Raw genomic sequence first — 18,549 nt, 5'->3', positions numbered from 1 at the left:
TCTGTATTTTGCTGAGAAACAATGTAATGAAACATTTATAAGGAAAATGTTGTGTCTAATAGCGAAATTATTTCTCTAACAAATTAAATTCACTACATTAATCCATTCTGTATTAACCTTACTCCGCCAACAAAGCTTCCCAATCTGCATAGAAACGCTGTAAGGCAAGCTTCTTAGCCTCAATACTCACATTCTTCTCCTGCACTAGCAGATAGTCATTAAATACACCAGGTAAAGTTAGTTCATGCTCTAAAGCACTGACCTCAGCTTCTACACGGGCGATATCTGCCTCTACTTGCTCTACTTTTCGTTGCTTGCTGCGTTCTTCGCGTTTGGCAAGCTTATCTGCTTCATAATCACTTGGTTTTTCAACAGCAGCTTGACCAGCTTTCTTAGCAGCCGCAGCCAAACGTTCCGCTTGCATTTCGGCGATTTCCAGCTTCTTTTCTACATAATCATCATAGTTCCCGAGAAAAGCATCAACTCCAGAGGGGCTTAATTCTAGAATACGTTCCGCCATTTTATTGAGGAAATAACGATCATGAGATATGAAGAGTAACGTGCCGTCGTAATCTAGGAGTGAAGCCTCAAGGACTTCTTTACTATAAAGATCCAAATGATTGGTTGGCTCATCGAGAATAAGTACATTTGCATTCAACAGCATTAGTTTAGCTAGCGCAACCCGGGCTTTCTCACCGCCGCTCAAAGCGGATATTTTCTTGAATACATCTTCACCACTGAATAGAAAATTACCGAGAACTGTCCGAATTCGTGCTTCTTCTAAATGTGGGTAAGTACTCCAAACTTCATCTAGCACATTGGATTGGGGATTCAAAGTACCTTGTTCTTGATCATAGTAACCAATCTTTACATTGGCTCCCCATTTGATTGTTCCCTTGCTTTGTGAATGCTGCTCCATTAATATTTTGAGAATCGTTGATTTTCCAATTCCATTAGGACCGATTAGTGCGGCAGTATCTCCGCGAGAAAGCTGAAAGGAAACATGCTGGAACAAAGGACGTGCACTCTGAAAAGCAAATGCAAGCTCGTTAATCTGCAGAACATCCTTACCGGTAGCTTGTTCAATTTGAAAGGCAAAGTTTGCTCGCTTTAAATCACCCATAGGTTTGTCCACTCGGTCCATTTTGTCCAAGGCTTTGCGCCGGCTTTGCGCTCTCTTGGTTGTCGAGGCACGCACAATATTTCGCTCAACAAACTGTTCCATACGGGCTATTTCACCCTGCTGCTTGTCGAACTGCTTCATTTGAATTTCATAATCTGCTGCTTTAATTTCGATAAACCGTGAATAATTGCCTGTATAACGCTGCGAGCCGTGTCGTTCAATTTCATATATAGTGGTGACTAATGCATCCAGAAAATAGCGATCATGAGATACAACGAGAATAGCACCTGGATAAGAGCGGAGATAGTCCTCCAGCCAGGTTAAAGTAGGGATGTCGAGATGATTGGTAGGCTCATCCAGCATTAGAAGCTCTGGCTGCAGCAGTAACATTTTGGCAAGTGCGAGCCTTGTTTTCTGCCCTCCGCTTAATGTGCTGCATATCGTATCCGAAGAGATGGCACCAAAACCCATGCCATGCAGAATGCTGCGGATTCTCGTCTCGATTTCATAGCCGCCTTGTTCACGGAACCATTCCGAACGCAAAGCATAGCGGTTCATCGTTTCTTCATAGAGCTTGGAGTTGTCTAGAAGTTCAGGCTCAGACATCTTTTGTTCCAAAAGTCGAAGCTCTGCCTCAACGGTAAGCAAAGCGGAGAATACCTCTCGCATCTCAGCTATAATGGAACGGTTCGTATTCAGCCCGCTGTTTTGGGCGAGATAACCGATTCGAGTTTCCTTCGATTTAAAAATATCGCCGCTATCATACGACATTTCCCCGGAAATAATTTGTAGAAAGGTCGATTTTCCAGCTCCATTAACACCAACCAAACCAATGCGATCTCGTTCTTGGACTTGCATAGTTATATTCGATATAACGGACTGAACCCCGTAGCTTTTGGATATATTCGATGCTTGTAGTAACATAATTTAATGAAAGCCTCCGTATAAGAATGTAATCGTTTAACTAATCTTCTTCTAATGATACATGAATTTACAGCAACATTCACGTATGGATTTCAACAAAAGTGCGATTGATCGTATAATCATGTAAAATAAAATAAGGTAATCGTCAATCGCTTGTCAGAGAGTGGAGGTTTGTGTTGAAAGTAATGACCTTTAATATACATCATGGCAAAGGTTTGGATGGTAAAACAGACCTAGGCCGTATCCTTAAAGAAATTCTTAAGTCCGAAGCAGATATTGTTGCCTTGCAGGAAGTAGATCGATTTCAGCCTCGTAGTTATTTTCGAGATCAAGTCACTATTCTGGCTAAAGGTGCAGGTATGTTTAGTTGTTACTCACCGAGTTTGAATTTTGGTTTTAGTCAATATGGTAATGCGATTCTTAGCAAGTGGCCTATCGCATCTAAAACGATTTTTAATATGGATGGTGGATTAGAGCGAAGAAGCATCCTCATTGCCAATATTAAACTGAGCGGAGCTCAAAGTCCGAACGAGCTTGAATCTTCATTCACTATTGTTAATACGCATCTAGGTGTTCTTGCTCAAGAATATAAATGGCAAATGCCAATTTTATGCGAAAAAATAAACGAGCTGTCTATGCCAACGATTGTTTTAGGGGACTTTAATATGGAACCATCTAATGCTACTATGAAAATAATCGACCCCAAGTGGCATAGAATAAGACTACCGCGGCCTCAAGCGACTATGCAGAATGGCAAGCAAATCGATCATATTTTTACTAATAAAGGTTGCCGGGATTCACGAGCTTGGGTGCAGGAAACGGTTGCGTCCGATCATCATGCAGTTCTTGCAGAATTGCCCGATTTTCTGAAGTAGCTGGGTACGTTTCGTTATAAGAAAGTTTATGCTAAAATATAGGAAAAGAACCTGCGGAATATTTAATCCCATTAAGTAAAGGAGCGCTTGAAATGTCTTCGAGCTCATCTTCAATCATTGAGCAAAAAGCTCGATTGCGCAAGCTTATCTCCTTAGAACGTTCGTCCTTAGAAAATGATATGCGATTACAAAAATCCGAGATTATTTGTCAACGTGCGATAGAACATCTTCAATTAAAATGGAGTTTAGAGTTGCAGAAAAATTATATTTTATACACTTACATACCCTTTCGAGATGAGCTTAACATCATGCCGATTATAGAATGGTGTTGGCAAAAAGGGATTCCAGTAGCCGCACCTCGGGTGCAGTCTAGTCTTAAAGCACTAAATTTTCATTATATTAACGGAGTTAATGATCTGCAGCCGCAGCCACCTTGGGGCATACTGGAACCATTAGCCGATACTCGTATTGTTGATTACTCGCTGTATCAAGGTTACATGCTGATCCCAGGGCTAGCTTTCGATATGAAAAGAGCGCGTTTAGGCTATGGTGGTGGTTATTACGATAAGTTTCTGCAAAGCATGGATGAGCGGAACGTAAGGATATACAAGCTTGCACTCGCCATGGATTTGCAAATTGTCGAAGAGGTGCCGTGTGAGAAGCATGACCTCGCGGTAGATCTAATTATATCCGAAACCAGAGCTATCTAATTCCGTAAGAAAGCATAGAGGTGAATCTGATCGAAGAGAAAACGGATTTTACACATTTTAACGACCAAGGTCGTGCACATATGGTGGATGTTTCAGACAAGGCTAGCAATAAGCGGATTGCGGTAGCAGCTTCTAAGGTAGTTATGCTGCCCACAACACTCTCAGCGATTAAGCAAGGACAGATTAAAAAAGGCGATGTACTCGCTGTTGCCCAAATTGCTGGAATTATGGCGGCTAAGAAAACATCCGATTGGATCCCAATGTGCCATCCGCTTCCAATAACAGGTGTGGACGTGCAATTTTCCGATAATGGGGTGGATGAGTTATATATAGAAGCAACTGTAAAAACAACCGGACAAACGGGCGTTGAGATGGAAGCATTAACTGCTGTATCCGCTGCGGCGTTAACAGTGTATGATATGTGTAAAGCTTTAGAAAAAGGAATGTCTATAGGACCCACAATACTGCTAACTAAAACAGGCGGCAAAAACGGCGATTATCAGCGAGAAATCATTTAATGGATGATAAGGGGGTAGATGATGCATGCGGTGGAAGGTTGCGATTCTCACAGCAAGTGATCGAGGGTTCAAAGGTGAAAGAGAAGATACCAGTGCACAAGTTATTCGTGAGTTGGTTGAAGAGGAGCTTCAAGGCGAAATTATCGAATACCGGATCGTTCCTGATGAAATCAAAGAAATTATGGCCTCATTAATTGAAATGACTGATTATTATCAAGCCGATTTAGTGCTAACTACAGGCGGTACGGGCTTATCACCACGCGACGTAACACCTGAGGCAACCTTGCAGGTCATTGATCGTCTTGTTCCAGGAATTGCTGAAGCGATGCGAATGACCGCTATGCTGAAAAGTCCACGAGCTATGTTATCTAGATCCGTTGCCGGGATTCGCGGACAATCCTTGATTATTAATCTGCCGGGAAGTCCTAAGGGAGTTAATGAAAGCTTAGCAGCGATTATGGATCAGCTTCCACATGCACTGAATATACTCACAGGTCATCAACCGGATCACAACGAAAACACTTAAGAAGAGGAGTTGGAATGTATGGGCGCGTTTGGACCTATTCATATCATATTGATTGTTATTGTAGCTTTATTGTTGTTTGGACCTAGCAAGCTGCCGGAATTGGGAAAAGCTTTCGGTAAAACGCTAAGGGAATTTAAGAATGGTACCAAAGATATTATGAATGACAATGACGAAACACCACAAGTTCAGCCAGGAACACGTAAAGAAATTCGTTCGGAAAAAGCTAATGTGCAGGAAGCTCAATTTCGTGAAGTGAGTGAAGTAAGCACCGAAGAAAAAGTAGAGAAAAAACCACAGGACAGCCGAAGATTGCCGGATTGAACTGAAGGTAGATAAGGTTGGTGAAATGATGCAAGAAGATGCTATGTCTCTTGTTGAGCATTTAGGTGAATTGCGTAAACGAATAATCTGGATAATTGCTGTACTAGTGCTGGGGATGATCGGTGGTTTTTTTGTAGCTAAGCCTATATTGATTTATCTTCAAGAAGCATCGCCACTTGTGAATGCGACCTGGCATGCCTTTTCACCGTGGGACGGACTTAGGGTTTATATGCAGCTATCCTTTATTATTGCTTTAGTTGTTACGGGACCTGTTACGTTATATCACCTATGGTCATTCGTGAAACCAGGGCTTAGCAAAGAAGAGCAGAAGGCAACAATAGGCTATATACCATTTTCAGTGCTTTTATTCCTAGTTGGCTTGGCGTTTGCTTATTTCGTTGTATTCCCGATGGCTTTTAAATTTGCATCTGGACTGACGGGTAGCTTGATGCTCACAGAAACATATGGAATCACCCAATATTTCTCCTTTATGTTCAATATTCTGCTGCCCATCTCCTTATTATTTGAATTACCGGTAGTTGTGATGTTTCTAACACGCATTCGCTTGCTTAATCCAATTAGATTGCACAAAATGCGTCGATATGCTTATCTCGCACTTGTTATACTTTCGACTGTCGTGACTCCGCCTGATGCGCTTTCGGCGATCATTGTCGCCATCCCGCTTATTATTCTCTACGAGATCAGTGTATTGCTTTCTAAAGTTATATATAGGAAGCAGCTGGCTAAAGATCGTGTTTGGGCAGATGAGTATGGGGATAAGTAGGTTGCTCCAAGTATACTGAAGCTGCTGAATGTGTCCTTTAAGTAACCAATTTAGTGGTAGCTAGCTTAGCGAAAGAATTTCGCTATTAGTGATATGATTTTCTTTATTGTTGTGTTCAATGAGGTTTATTAGGTAAATAACGAAAGTATGGCGTTAATATAGAAAGTGTTTCGTTATTAACGCCAAAATTTCCTTGATTTCACTTAAATACCTGAGCAGTAGTTAAAATAAAGAAAATTTAGTCTGTTATAGCGAAAATTTTTCCATAACTCTGAGTGTAGAGTGAATTTATTACAAGAGTTTACTTGATTTTCCAAGTGTAATTGGATTAAAATGATCTTATAGTAATTTTTCGTGTGAAGCACACCCGAACGACAGCCTAGAGCTGCGTTTTGGTGTGTTTTTTGCATTAGAATTCTAAAAAAAATCAAATGAGAGGAGTAATTAAGATGCATACTGAGGTAGTGCGTTTTATTGCTAAGTTTGAGGAGGAGGCGATAAGAAAAGGATTGTATCGAAAGAAATTAGGTGATATTGAGGTATTATTTCTGGAGTTGGTGTTGGGACCGGTGTTTAATTATGATTTTGAAGGATTAAGTGCAGAGTTTCCTTTGAAGGATTTCAAGGGTGGAGATCGCTTTGTTGACTTCATCTATATTAGAAATGGTATGAGATTTGTTTTCGAAATCGATGGATTTACAACTCATGCACGAGACATATCACCAGGTGATTTTGATGATCACCTTTATCGTCAAAATGAACTCATACTTTCAGGGTGGTTTTTACTGCGTTTTTCAGCTAATCAAGTTAAACGTCGGGCAGAGCAGTGTCAGAAGCAAATTTTTCATGCCATTGGACATTGGTGGTCATTGAGCCATTCATTAAATAATGGTGGTGCGCATTCATGGGCAGAGCGTAAAAAAAGAATAGCTAAACTCGCTTTGAGAAGTGGAGGTGTAATACATACAAAGGATGTTGAAATAGAATTCGGATGAATTCATCGCACAGCCCTTAATTGGTTGAATCGAGCGGTTGCTGAAAACTTGCTTGTCCCTGTTAAACCTAATCTGCGTGTGATCGGATATCGCTTAATTGGCTATGAAACTTAAGGAATAATATTCGAATAGCTGGATAAACTGAAATAGGTGTGATTTTCCAAAAGGACCGTTGCAGGCATTTTGAATAAATTGTGAATGTCGTGAAAAGCACTTGCAAAATGATGGAAAACTCGGTATCATAATAAGTGTTGTTAGCACTCGTCACCTTCAAGTGCTAATAATGAGGATTATATTCAAAATAAACATAATATATCAAGGAGGCTATTTTCAATGATTAAACCGTTGGGCGATCGCGTAGTGATTGAAGCTATTGCGAAAGAAGAGAAAACTGCAAGTGGGATCGTATTGCCAGACAATGCAAAAGAAAAGCCGCAAGAAGGTAAAGTTGTTGCTGTAGGCAGCGGGCATTTGAAAGACGGAGCACGTACACCGTTGGAAGTTAAAGAAGGCGATAAAGTTCTATTCTCGAAGTATGCGGGAACTGAAGTTAAATTTGAAGGTAAAGAGCTTTTGATTATGCGTGAGAGCGACATTCTGGCCATTCTGGCTTAATAATAATTATGGGAGGTTTCATTTAACATGGCAAAGGAAATTAAATTTAGTGAAGACGCGCGTCGCGCAATGCTTCGTGGTGTAGATGCTTTAGCAAACGCAGTAAAAGTTACATTGGGTCCAAAAGGGCGTAATGTTGTTCTTGAGAAAAAATTCGGCAGCCCATTGATCACTAATGATGGTGTTACAATTGCTAAAGAAATCGAGCTTGAAGATGCGTTTGAGAACATGGGCGCACAATTGGTTAAAGAAGTAGCTACTAAGACTAATGACGTTGCCGGTGACGGAACAACAACAGCAACTGTACTTGCACAAGCTATGATTCGCGAAGGCCTTAAAAACGTAACTGCGGGCGCAAACCCAATGGTTATCCGCAAGGGTATCGAAAAAGCAGTTAAAGCAGCGCTTGAAGAATTGGTTCGCATCTCCAAGCCAATCGAAGGCAAACAATCCATTGCTCAGGTTGCATCCATTTCTTCCGCTGACGAAGAAGTAGGTCAATTGATTGCTGAAGCTATGGAAAAAGTCGGAAACGACGGCGTTATCACAGTTGAAGAATCCAGAGGCTTTGTAACTGAGCTTGAAGTGGTTGAAGGAATGCAATTCGACCGTGGATACGTTTCAGCTTACATGGTTACTGATACAGATAAAATGGAAGCTGTTCTTGATGATCCGTACATTCTGATCACAGACAAAAAAGTTTCCAACATCCAAGAAATCTTGCCAGTACTTGAAAAAGTAGTTCAACAAGGTAAACCATTGGTTATCATCGCTGAAGATATCGAAGGCGAAGCAATGGCTACATTGGTAGTGAACAAATTGCGTGGAACATTCGTATGCGTAGGCGTTAAAGCTCCTGGCTTTGGCGATCGCCGTAAAGCAATGTTGCAAGATATCGCTGCATTAACTGGTGGTCAAGTAATCACTGAAGAATTGGGCTTGGAATTGAAATCAACAACTGTGGATCAATTGGGTCGTGCTCGTCAAGTGCGCGTTACTAAAGAAAACACAATCATCGTTGATGGTTCAGGCGACAAGAAGGATATCGGAGCTCGCATTTCACAAATTCGTGCACAGCTTGAAGATACAACTTCAGACTTCGACAGAGAGAAATTGCAAGAGCGTTTGGCTAAATTGTCAGGCGGAGTTGCAGTAATCAAAGTTGGAGCAGCTACTGAAACAGAACTTAAAGAACGCAAGCTTCGCATCGAAGATGCATTGAACTCTACTCGCGCAGCGGTAGAAGAAGGTATCGTTTCCGGTGGTGGTACAGCGTTAGTGAACGTATACGCAGCAGTTGCAGCAGTTGAAGCAACAGGCGACGAAAGAACTGGCGTTAACATCGTGCTTCGCGCGTTGGAAGAGCCTGTACGCATTATTGCACAAAATGCTGGGCAAGAAGGTTCAGTAATCGTAGAACGTCTTAAAAAAGAAGCTGTGGGCATTGGTTACAATGCAGCATCTGGCGAATGGGTCAACATGTTTGACGCAGGTATCGTAGATCCAGCTAAAGTTACACGTTCAGCACTACAAAATGCAGCATCCGTTGCAGCTATGTTCTTGACTACCGAAGCTGTTATTGCCGACAAACCGGACAATAGCAAAGGCGGCGGCATGCCAGACATGGGCGGTATGGGCGGCATGGGTGGAATGGGCGGCATGATGTAGTTTTTACATCATACAGCTAGAAATAGTGATTAAGGGCTTCCTTCGGGGAGTCCTTTTTTTGTTGGGTGATGAAGAAGTCACATTTCTTGCGAAAAATAGGCTAAATTAAGTTCAATAAACTTAATTTAGCCTATTTTAGTTAGCTGATATCTGATCTCAACTTGCTCCATTTAACTTTTTGTCAAGTTCTTTGATTTTGTCGTTTAATGGCTGTAGGTCAATCTTTCTTTCAAGATCAGCAATTTTTTCTTTAAGTATGATAACCTCAGACTCGAGTATTTGATTTTCTTTACTGAGAACATTGATTTCATTGTTTACAAGCATAAAAATTCCCCCACTTAGTAATATGAATTTTATTTTATCACATTATACACAGTACAGTAAGTAGGGAAAAATGAACATTTTCATGTAAGAAGTAAAAAACTCACTGCAGGCTTTGTAATGAGGTTTCACATTACTTAGATTCAATTGACTGTTGCTGCTGTTTGTCCTTCTCAACCATAGCTGCAGCTTCTGCGGCCGTTGCTAAAGATTCGGTTTTTTTCTGATTGAAATAAAATTGCTTGAAGCTATGGAAAAAGTCGGAAACGACGGCGTTATCACAGTTGAAGAATTCAGAGGCGGTTATCATCGCTGAAGATAACGAAGCCGAAGCAATGGCTACATTGGTAGTGAACAAATTGCGTGGAACATTCGTATGCGTAGGCGTTAAAGCTCCTGGCTTTGGCGATCGCCGTAAAGCAATGTTGCAGGATATCGTTGCATTAATTGGTGGTCAAGTAATCACTGAAGAATTGGGCTTGGAATTGAAATCAACAACTGTGGAACAATTGGGTCATGCTCGTCAAGTGCGCGTTACTAAAGAAAACACAATCATCGCTGATGGTTCAGGAGACAAGAAGGATATCGGAGCTCGCATTTCACAAATTCGTGCACAGCTTGAAGGTACAACTTCAGACTTCGAAAGCGAGAAATTGCAAGAGCGTTTGACTAAATTGTCAGGCGGCGTTGCAGTTATCAAAGTTGGAGCAGCTACTGAAACAGAACTTAAAGAACGCAAGCTTCGCATCGAAGATGCATTGAACTCTACTCGCGCAGCGGTAGAAGAAGGTATCGTTTCCGGTGGTGGTACAGCGTTAGTGAACGTATCCGCAGCAGTTGCAGCAGTTGAAGCAACAGGCGACGAAAGAATTGGCGTTAACATCGTGCTTCGCGCGTTGGAAGAGCCTGTACGCATTATTGCACAAAACGCTAGGCAAGAAGGTTCAGTAATCGTAGAACGTCTTAAAAAAGAAGCTGTGGGCATTGGTTACAATGCATAGGAGAAAAGCAGTGCATCCACAAAAAAAAGAACCCGATACCGAAGTATCGAGCTCTTTTAACTAGAATTCTAATTAGTTAATGAATTCAGCTTTTGTTAAGAAACGCTTCAACATAGTTGCAGATTGTGCACGTGTTGCTGTCTTGTTAGATCCGATCGTTTTGTCGGTAAGACCATTGATGATACCGGCATTGATCGCAGCAGCGACTTCAGCTTGTGCCCAAACAATTTTGTTGGAGTCTGTATACTTAGCAAGCAACGTAGCTTGTTGAGCAACAGTTACATCAGCTTTTACACCTGCATATTTCAATGCACGTACTACTAATGCAGCAAGCTCTTCACGAGTGATTTGCTTGTTTGGAGCGAAGGTACCATCTTCATAACCATTGATCAGTCCTGCTTTAGCAGCGGCTGTAACAGCTCCAGCAAACCAATCAGATGCATTTACATCCTTGAAGTAGGTATTGCTAGTTACGGAAGTAGTTAAACCTAGGGAACGAACAACAAGTGCAGCAAATTGAGCACGAGTAATGTTGCTTTCTGGTGCAAATGTAGTTGATGACATACCTTCAACGACAACTTTGTTAGCTAAAAGCTCAATATCCTTTTTAGCCCAGTGAGTAGAAATGTCGGAGAAGCTTTTGTTGAAAGAAGCAACTGTATAGATACTGCTTCCATTACGCTTCAACGTAGCAACGCTTTTTCCATTTGCATTGGCAAAAGTGGAAGGTACGAAGTTAAATGTTTTTGCATCCGGATTGTACAATATCCCAGTAGTATTGCTGGAATCTACAGTTGAGTTTACATTCAACGTACGAGAAACATAAGTGTTCCCGAAATCAACATTTATGGATTTACCATCTTTAGCAACAGCTTGTACATTGAAATCAATGGCATCAGCAAGTAAAGTAGCGCCAGATGTAGCAGCAGCAGCTTTAATAGCATCAAGAGTAGCGCCAGTCACTTTACTAATCGTAACCTTAATTGTAAGATCTGCAACGCTGATACCAAGTGCTTTAGCAAGATCATCTAATTTCAGTACGGAAAGTGGAATCGTGATAGAACCGTTGTCGGAAGTAATAGTTAATGAAGCTCCAGCTTTCTTAGCAGCTTCTACCAAAGCGGAAGCAGGCAATAAAGCTGACTCACCAGTTATCTTGATTGTAACAGATAGGCTGTTAGCAAATGCATTTGTTAATGAAGTTGCATCAACATTACCATTAGCATCAGCGGATATAGTTACTGTTGGAGCTGGAGTTGCACCACCACCAGTTCCAGGGTCACCTGATCCTGGGTTACCTGAACCAGGGTTACCAGTACTTGCAGCATAAACATATACTGTTGATGTTACACTTTGACCAGCATAAGTTGCAGTTAAATTAGAATAACCAACACTTACCGGTGTAATAGTACCTGCATTAACAGTTGCAACAGATACATTATCAGAAATAATAGTTGCATATGCACTTGCATCTTCAATGTCACCATTCGAGTATGTTGCATAAACTACTGAAGTTACTTGACTTCCAATAGTTGCATTATAAATTGGACTAGTAAATGCAATTGTTGGAACATCGTAAACTACTTGACTTACAGTATCCGTAACTAATGTTACATAACGATAGGTTACACCAGTTACATCAGTATCTAGGAGATACTCATAATCATTAATACCGTTAGAAATATATGTTGCACTTGTAGTAGTATAAGCAGTCGTAGCACCTGGAGCGTATACATAAACCTGAACACCACTTGGAGCATAAGTTGTACTATAAACACTACCTGTCACATTTCCTTTGCTATATGAAGCTGAAGCAAATGCAAGTACAGGTGTAAGCATAGAAATAACAAGTAAAAATACCATTATTCCGGCAATCTTTTGTTTTATAATAGATTTCATCTTTGAATCTCTCCTCTTATCTCTTTTTCTAGTTTGTCTAGTAAAATTTTCTTGATTCATCATTAAGTATTTCACCTCCTTTTCCTGATATGAATATATAACAAGGCTTAGGCCATAGTTAACATAAATTATGAAAAGCAAAAACAGAAAATAACCTATGAAACCCATTTTTCACAGCAAAATGGATTAAAGAAGTTTTAATTTCTAATATGTATACCTCAAGTCGAACAAAAAGTTTCTTTTTTTGATAAAAAATTTCAAAAACATAAATAAATCAGGTATAAAATGCCAAAATTGTCGAGATATCTGTTAACAGTGTTTAAATTATGCAGCTACTGAAACAGAATTTTGATAAAAATATACTGATTGTAGAAAATATAGGAATGTTTAAAGCTCTAAAGAACACAAACCTAAATCTAAAGGAAAAGGTTAGAGAGAGAACACTGGAGGTTGAGGCAAAAAATGAACTATTACTTAAAATCTGCCATGAGAAAAGCAAAGTACTTGATGTTGTAGCCCGTGACCTGAGAAGCCTTATAAGCGGTATTTATAGCCTATCTTAATAATATTCACGGCTCTCAATGAAATAGCTGATCAAGATGCAGTCAAGGGCGTTGAGCTTAAGGAGAGTCTAGACCTTCTGATTATCATTACAGACTCAAGTAAATATTTTTTGGAATTGATCAACGACATACTGGATGTGTCTGCTATCGAGAAGTGGAATTTAACACTTAATCTTGAGAATGTTATCTGTCCTTCTTACATAAATAAATCAAAATTGATCAACAACTAGCCCAGGATATAAATATTACTCTTGAGTAGTTGAAAATAGAAATTGAGAATAGACGATTGGCCGGAGTACCTGAAATTCAGAGGGATAGATTGTTCAAGGTTTTCTCGAAAACATCATCAACCCCTTTCGGGGAAGAAAAAAGTAATGACCTTGGCCTATATATCTAACAAGATAGAGGCTGTTTTTTATTATAAGCTTAGGAAGGCTTTTCTTGAGGGGGAGGATTAAGACAAATCAATTTTTAAAGAATCAGAGCAAGTCAATACAGTGTTTACATGATACTGTTTCCGGTAATGAAAATCCATATTGTAGTACTTCGTAGGTTTAGGAGATTACCAAAAGATTATTATCAGTAGCTATCTAAGAGTAAAACGATCTGTATGGTGTTATACACTTGTTAACAAGCATTGCAGGAATAGATTAACTACAACAAATGGAAAGTTACAGAGCTTATGTGTATCGGGAAAACAATTGCACGATCGTGAGATGAAAAAATATGATGGCCATTCTTTTGGCACGTCCTGAATTGGCTATCCCTGAATGATGACAGCTTTGTGAAATCTGACTTTCATGGTAATCACAAAAAAGTACTGCTCAACGGTTTCTAGCTAAACATAAACAACGCGCACCGATTGGGTATCGGCACGCGTTGTTTATGTTTAGCTTTTTTAATTGTCTACATGAAGGTGGATAATCACCATGAACAAAATGCATTGAGCCTTCTAAATTACTTAGATTGTTGGGCAGCTTCCAGTTCCAGTCTGTCCTTCTCAGCCTTAGCTGCAGCTTCTGCATCCGCCGTATCAAGCTTAGCAGCTAAAGCTGTGTCTTCTTGCTCTAACGCTTTTAACGTATCTAGATAAGTGTGTGCAATCACTCTGTCAATCGGAGCTGACAGAGTTTCTGTTAGTCCAGGTTTCAACATCTCTATGGCTTCAGGGTACTTTTTCTGTTCAAAGTAAATTTTCCCAATGGAAGCTCTAATCGGTGATGTAACGGCAAATGGATTACCTTGTCCCTGTCCTTTAGGAAGAGTTAATAAATGTGCTTCTTGTGCAAGGAATTTATCATATAATGCTAATGCGTTTGGCCAATGCTGCTCACCCAATTGAACGTTCAAATCAATGGCACGTTCAAAAATACTAACATCCCAAGTGAATTTGTTTAATCCATCAGTAACGACTGCTAATGCATCTTCTTTTTTATTTTCTAGAAGTGCCAGTTGGTATTCATACTCGAGAACACCACGATTATTGGGTTCAGTCTTTTTCAAATTCTTTGTAAGCTCAGTGGCTTTAGTATAAAAACTCTCATCATGCAATTGGTTAAAGCCTTGAATCATTAAGTTAATCTTCATTAAAACAAAATCGGGATGGTGTGGTCTAAGACCAAGAGCCTTATCCAAGGACACTGTAAATTCTTGATAAGGTTTTTGCATTTGTAAGCCAGTTTGAGCCGTATTAAATAAATTATTGGCATGATAGCTTACTGAAGAAATGATGAGTATGGTAATACCAATTACACTGATAAGAGCAGGATATATCCAACGCAATTTGGTAATTGTTAAAACGTTCTTCCATTGAATTTCTTTAAAAGGAATAGATCCTGCCATACCACCTAAACAGAGGAAAACGACCGCAGCCAAGTAAACGTAACTCATATCGAAATCAAGCAAGCTATGAACAAATATCGTTATAAACATGATATAAAATATAAGATGACGATCATTGTCTTTGTTGGGTTGGTTAAAGAAATATTTAAAGTAATAAAAGAATAATGCCCCGAGAAAAGCTAATAGGAAAAAGATACCTAAAATTCCGACATCGACTAAATATTGCAATAAGAAATTATGCGTTTGTCTGCTAGTATAAGGATTGTTCTGATACTTCTCATAAAGAACATTCCAACCTGCACCGCCTGCCCCTAATACTGGATAATCCTCAACAAGTTTCACAGCATCTTTATAAAATGTGCCACGTTCAAGAACACTATGTTGTTGAAAATTAATATTCTCTAAACGTGTACGTAGGATCTCAGGTAAAATCTTGGTAAACCCAGTATCGCCTAAGAGTAAAACAGCACCAAGGACACCCGCTAAAACAATTCCAACAGGGAAAACCAAAGTTAAATACTTATTTGCTTTTTTGTGTGCAAATTTTGATTCTATAGCAGGTACGACATATTTATAAATCAGTGTGACTACTACGGCGAATAACAATGAAACAATAAGTAATCGGCTCCAGCCGGATAAAGAGTTGTTGTTGAAAAAGGAGAGGTAATGACTTACTTTACCCGTTGTATTATATTGCTCTAGGTTAGTTGTATTAATAGGTGTAGCAATTGTAACAATTTTATCTGTTATAGAAATAGAAATCACTGCCGCTACGGCTAAGTATAAAAACATTTGAATCTGGCGCAACAATGAAATGAAAGGTAGGATTAAGATAAAAATAATTGGCAATAGAACTAACGCTCCCCGTGATTGCGTAAGCCAAAAGGAAGTTAAAATAGGAATAATCATTAAACTGTGAGCCAACACATAATACCACTTCTTCGAGGAGATAACTAAATACAAAGCCACGAATAAAATAGCCATTAGAAATCCCGCATACGCATTAGCATATTGGAATAAAGATGTCAGTCTTAGTCCTTGATCAAACATTACTGCGTCTTTATTAAAGTAATTACCGAATAAATTAAGAAAGCCAACAAACACAACCATATATGCCGATAACACTAGAGCATATTGCGTAACCTTGGCACTTAGCTTGCTTTTTCCAACAAAGCTGCCTAACAAGAAGAAAATCGCATATAGAATACTGATTAAGGTCATATTAGATGCTAAGTGATGTGAAGCAGCCCCAAACTGAGAAATTAAGTAAGAGAAAGGAATCACCCAGATGGCTATGTTCAGGATATCTCCAAAATTTCGCAAGCGCCAATGTCCCCAATAATAGATGGATAAAATCAGTAGAAAGATAGAACTCCAAACCACTGCTCCATAGATGGGAGTTTCAAACGCTTCAATATTCCCATTAAATAGTGCGTGACTTTGAAAGGGAGCAAAAAACAAAAATAGAACAACAAAACTCAGTAAAGCCCAAAATACGATGGATTCTTTTTCTTTAAATGTGTTTGTATTAGCAAGCAAGGTTTTTATGGGATCTTTTTTCGCGGTTGATTTCAATTAAAAAAACTCCTTTTTCTAAATAGGTCAAATCCGACAATTTCCGTCATAATCTTATCATAAAGTATATTGTTTTCCAATTTATTATTGTTACCAAAGACTAATTGTAACATCTTACTATCTTTTAGCGCATGTGTTTGATAAAATGTATAAGATAATTTATCTTAATTTGTTAATTTAGGAGATATGAATGAAATGATAAAGCTTAATAGCATAAAAAAGTTAATGGTATTGCATCGGTTAATATTTGACTTGACTAGAAACGATTTGAAAAATAGATACTTTGGTTCTTACCTAGGAGTGCTATGGGCATTTATTCAACCGACTATTTCTATATTAATTTACTGGTTTGTTTTTCAAGTAGGCTTTAAATCTACCCCTATTGATAATTTTCCATTTATTTTGTGGTTGGCTTCGGCGATGATTGCTTGGAACTTTTTTGCGGATTGTGTCCAATCCTCGACTAATGCTATCATTGAAAATAGCTATTTAGTTAAAAAGGTTGTTTTTAGAATCAGTATTTTACCTTTTGTCAAGTTATATTCAGCATTTATTATTCACTTGTTTTTTATTATTTTAGTGTCCCTAATGTTTATTGTTTATAAGCACCCTCTCAATTTCCACGTTCTGCAAATAAGCTATTATTTATTATGTACAATATGTTTAACCTTGGGCATTTCTTGGCTAACATCATCTTTGGGAATATTTTTGAAGGATGTAAATCAAATTATAGCCATGTTACTCCAATTTGGTTTTTGGCTAACTCCGATCTTTTATTCACTTAATATTATTCCTGGGAAAATACAATTTTTATATAATTACAACCCTGTATATTATATTACTGAGGGGTATAGGAACTCTTTTATTTATAGTAAATGGTTCTGGGAAGATCCGAAACAAACATTAATTTTTTGGGTGATGACTTTTATTATCATGATAATTGGAGCTACAGTTTTCAAAAAATTAAAACCTCACTTTGCAGATGTATTATAAAGGAGCACAAAACAATGAATGCTAATTTAGCTGCTAAGATTGAAATGATTACAAAAAAGTATAAGTTGTACAATAAACCGATGGACAGATTAAAAGAATCTATCCACCCATTCAAGAAAAATTATCATAAGGATTTTTATGCAATAAATAATGTTTCCTTTGAAATAAAAAAAGGTGAAACTGTAGGGATAATCGGGAAAAATGGCTCTGGCAAATCAACAATGCTAAAAATGATAACAGGTGTGCTAACACCGACATCAGGTACAATTCAAATTAACGGAACCATATCCGCACTTTTAGAGCTTGGTGCAGGGTTTAACCCAGAGTACACAGGGATTGAGAATATCTACATGAATGGTTTAATATGTGGCTTTACTAAAAGTGAAATGGACGAAAAATTGGATGATATTCTCTCATTCGCAGATATTGGAGAATTTGTATATCAACCTGTAAAGATATATTCAAGCGGTATGTTCGTAAGATTAGCCTTTGCTGTAGCCATTAATGTTGATCCAGATATATTAATTGTTGATGAAGCGTTAAGCGTAGGCGATATGCGCTTCCAACAAAAATGCTACAGAAAAATTGAAGAATATAAATCGACTAAAACCATACTTCTGGTGTCTCACGATATGGCTACTATTACGAATTATTGTGATCGTGCCATTTGGATAAATGAGGGTGAACTCATTTTTGATGGATCTCCTAGGGAAATTGTAAAAAAATATCAGGCATTTATGGCTGACTCAAATTTGTCGAAATATACACATGTGGTTGAAGAATATGTTGAACCAAATTCTTCCGACAATATGTTAATTGATCCAATTGATCGGGATTTAGATGTTTTAGGTGATAATTCAGCTATAATTACGGGAATATCCTTACTGGATGCACAGAATAATGAAAAGATAAATCTTGTTAATCCTGATCAACAATTAAAGCTACTCATTAAAGTTAAGTCTAATCAGGCTATTATTGATCCAATTGTAGGTTTCTCCATAAAAGATCGCATTGGTAACGTAATGGTACAAACTAATAATTATGTTTTGGGAATCACTTTAGATCCATTAGTTAATAATAGCTATATGACCTATTGCTTTAATTTTTCTTTACCAAACTTGAATAAAGGTCAATATACCATATCTCCTGCAATTGCTTCTGGTTCTCAAAGCGATCATATCCAGCATAGCTGGATACATGACGCTATTGTTTTTAATGTGCTTTTAACTACTAAGCATGATCTTGAAGGGTTTTTAATTATGAATGATGTTGATTTTAGTCAAATAAATTAAGGTG

At 38.6% G+C, this 18,549-nt stretch carries 17 protein-coding genes and 1 pseudogene; 13 read left to right on the top strand and 5 right to left on the bottom strand.

What is annotated here, in order from left to right; all coding sequences use genetic code 11:
- Window positions 1-118 precede the first annotated feature (118 nt).
- Window positions 119-2,047: an ABC-F family ATP-binding cassette domain-containing protein gene (locus tag EHS13_RS28390; protein WP_155703608.1), complete on the bottom strand. Its 1,929-nt coding sequence runs from the start codon at window positions 2,045-2,047 to the stop codon at window positions 119-121.
- Between the two features lie 185 nt (window positions 2,048-2,232).
- On the opposite strand from EHS13_RS28390, the gene EHS13_RS28385 reads away from it, so the two are divergent.
- The 9 genes from EHS13_RS28385 to groL all read left to right on the top strand — a co-directional run bounded on the left by EHS13_RS28385 (window position 2,233) and on the right by groL (window position 9,059).
- The gene (locus EHS13_RS28385) at window positions 2,233-2,922 is read left to right on the top strand and encodes an endonuclease/exonuclease/phosphatase family protein (RefSeq protein ID WP_227014067.1); all 690 of its coding nucleotides are present in this window, start codon (window positions 2,233-2,235) and stop codon (window positions 2,920-2,922) included.
- A 92-nt stretch (window positions 2,923-3,014) separates the two neighbouring features.
- Window positions 3,015-3,632, top strand: a complete 618-nt coding sequence (locus EHS13_RS28380; protein ID WP_155703606.1) for a 5-formyltetrahydrofolate cyclo-ligase — start codon at window positions 3,015-3,017, stop codon at window positions 3,630-3,632.
- A gap of 20 nt (window positions 3,633-3,652) precedes the next feature.
- Window positions 3,653-4,150: a cyclic pyranopterin monophosphate synthase MoaC gene (gene moaC / locus EHS13_RS28375; RefSeq protein ID WP_405083522.1), complete on the top strand. Its 498-nt coding sequence runs from the start codon at window positions 3,653-3,655 to the stop codon at window positions 4,148-4,150.
- A gap of 25 nt (window positions 4,151-4,175) precedes the next feature.
- Window positions 4,176-4,676, top strand: a complete 501-nt coding sequence (locus EHS13_RS28370; protein ID WP_155703605.1) for a MogA/MoaB family molybdenum cofactor biosynthesis protein — start codon at window positions 4,176-4,178, stop codon at window positions 4,674-4,676.
- A gap of 18 nt (window positions 4,677-4,694) precedes the next feature.
- A complete protein-coding gene (locus EHS13_RS28365; protein WP_155703604.1) occupies window positions 4,695-4,997 on the top strand; it encodes a twin-arginine translocase TatA/TatE family subunit in 303 nt (100 codons plus the stop codon).
- A gap of 25 nt (window positions 4,998-5,022) precedes the next feature.
- On the top strand, window positions 5,023-5,781 hold the full coding sequence (tatC, locus tag EHS13_RS28360) for a twin-arginine translocase subunit TatC (RefSeq protein ID WP_227013558.1): 759 nt from the start codon (window positions 5,023-5,025) through the stop codon (window positions 5,779-5,781).
- Window positions 5,782-6,230: 449 nt separating this feature from the next.
- Window positions 6,231-6,776 carry a DUF559 domain-containing protein gene (locus EHS13_RS28355; protein ID WP_162463296.1) on the top strand — a complete coding sequence of 182 codons (546 nt, stop codon included), beginning with the start codon at window positions 6,231-6,233 and terminating at the stop codon, window positions 6,774-6,776.
- 333 nt (window positions 6,777-7,109) lie between these two features.
- Window positions 7,110-7,391, top strand: a complete 282-nt coding sequence (gene groES / locus EHS13_RS28350; protein ID WP_155703602.1) for a co-chaperone GroES — start codon at window positions 7,110-7,112, stop codon at window positions 7,389-7,391.
- Window positions 7,392-7,418: 27 nt separating this feature from the next.
- Window positions 7,419-9,059: a chaperonin GroEL gene (gene groL / locus EHS13_RS28345; protein ID WP_155703601.1), complete on the top strand. Its 1,641-nt coding sequence runs from the start codon at window positions 7,419-7,421 to the stop codon at window positions 9,057-9,059.
- A gap of 156 nt (window positions 9,060-9,215) precedes the next feature.
- On the opposite strand, the gene EHS13_RS28340 is transcribed toward groL, so the two are convergent.
- Both EHS13_RS28340 and EHS13_RS37640 read right to left on the bottom strand, forming a co-directional pair.
- Window positions 9,216-9,383 (bottom strand): hypothetical protein, encoded by a 168-nt coding sequence (locus EHS13_RS28340; protein ID WP_155703600.1) that lies wholly within the window; start codon window positions 9,381-9,383, stop codon window positions 9,216-9,218.
- Window positions 9,384-9,513: 130 nt separating this feature from the next.
- A complete protein-coding gene (locus EHS13_RS37640) occupies window positions 9,514-9,738 on the bottom strand; it encodes a hypothetical protein (protein ID WP_227014097.1) in 225 nt (74 codons plus the stop codon).
- On the opposite strand from EHS13_RS37640, the pseudogene EHS13_RS28335 reads away from it, so the two are divergent.
- Window positions 9,677-10,378, top strand: a pseudogene (locus EHS13_RS28335) (TCP-1/cpn60 chaperonin family protein); the annotation flags it as partial. The gene EHS13_RS37640 and the pseudogene EHS13_RS28335 sit on opposite strands and share 62 nt — an antisense overlap.
- Window positions 10,379-10,453: 75 nt before the next feature.
- Here EHS13_RS28335 and EHS13_RS28330 read toward each other — a convergent pair.
- Window positions 10,454-12,280 (bottom strand): S-layer homology domain-containing protein, encoded by a 1,827-nt coding sequence (locus EHS13_RS28330; protein ID WP_227013557.1) that lies wholly within the window; start codon window positions 12,278-12,280, stop codon window positions 10,454-10,456.
- Between the two features lie 326 nt (window positions 12,281-12,606).
- On the opposite strand from EHS13_RS28330, the gene EHS13_RS36980 reads away from it, so the two are divergent.
- Window positions 12,607-12,843, top strand: a complete 237-nt coding sequence (locus EHS13_RS36980) for a hypothetical protein (RefSeq protein ID WP_227013556.1) — start codon at window positions 12,607-12,609, stop codon at window positions 12,841-12,843.
- Between the two features lie 957 nt (window positions 12,844-13,800).
- Here EHS13_RS36980 and EHS13_RS28325 read toward each other — a convergent pair.
- On the bottom strand, window positions 13,801-16,260 hold the full coding sequence (locus EHS13_RS28325) for an O-antigen ligase family protein (protein WP_155703599.1): 2,460 nt from the start codon (window positions 16,258-16,260) through the stop codon (window positions 13,801-13,803).
- Window positions 16,261-16,455: 195 nt separating this feature from the next.
- Here EHS13_RS28325 and EHS13_RS28320 point away from each other — a divergent pair, with 195 nt between their 5' ends.
- Window positions 16,456-17,253 (top strand): ABC transporter permease, encoded by a 798-nt coding sequence (locus EHS13_RS28320; RefSeq protein ID WP_227013555.1) that lies wholly within the window; start codon window positions 16,456-16,458, stop codon window positions 17,251-17,253.
- Window positions 17,254-17,267: 14 nt separating this feature from the next.
- Window positions 17,268-18,545 (top strand): ABC transporter ATP-binding protein, encoded by a 1,278-nt coding sequence (locus EHS13_RS28315; protein WP_155703597.1) that lies wholly within the window; start codon window positions 17,268-17,270, stop codon window positions 18,543-18,545.
- Window positions 18,546-18,549 lie beyond the last annotated feature (4 nt).

This window comes from Paenibacillus psychroresistens, from assembly GCF_009728935.1.
Taxonomy (GTDB): Bacteria; Bacillota; Bacilli; order Paenibacillales; family NBRC-103111; genus Paenibacillus_AC; species Paenibacillus_AC psychroresistens.
This window is presented reverse-complemented; position numbering and strand designations above follow the sequence as displayed.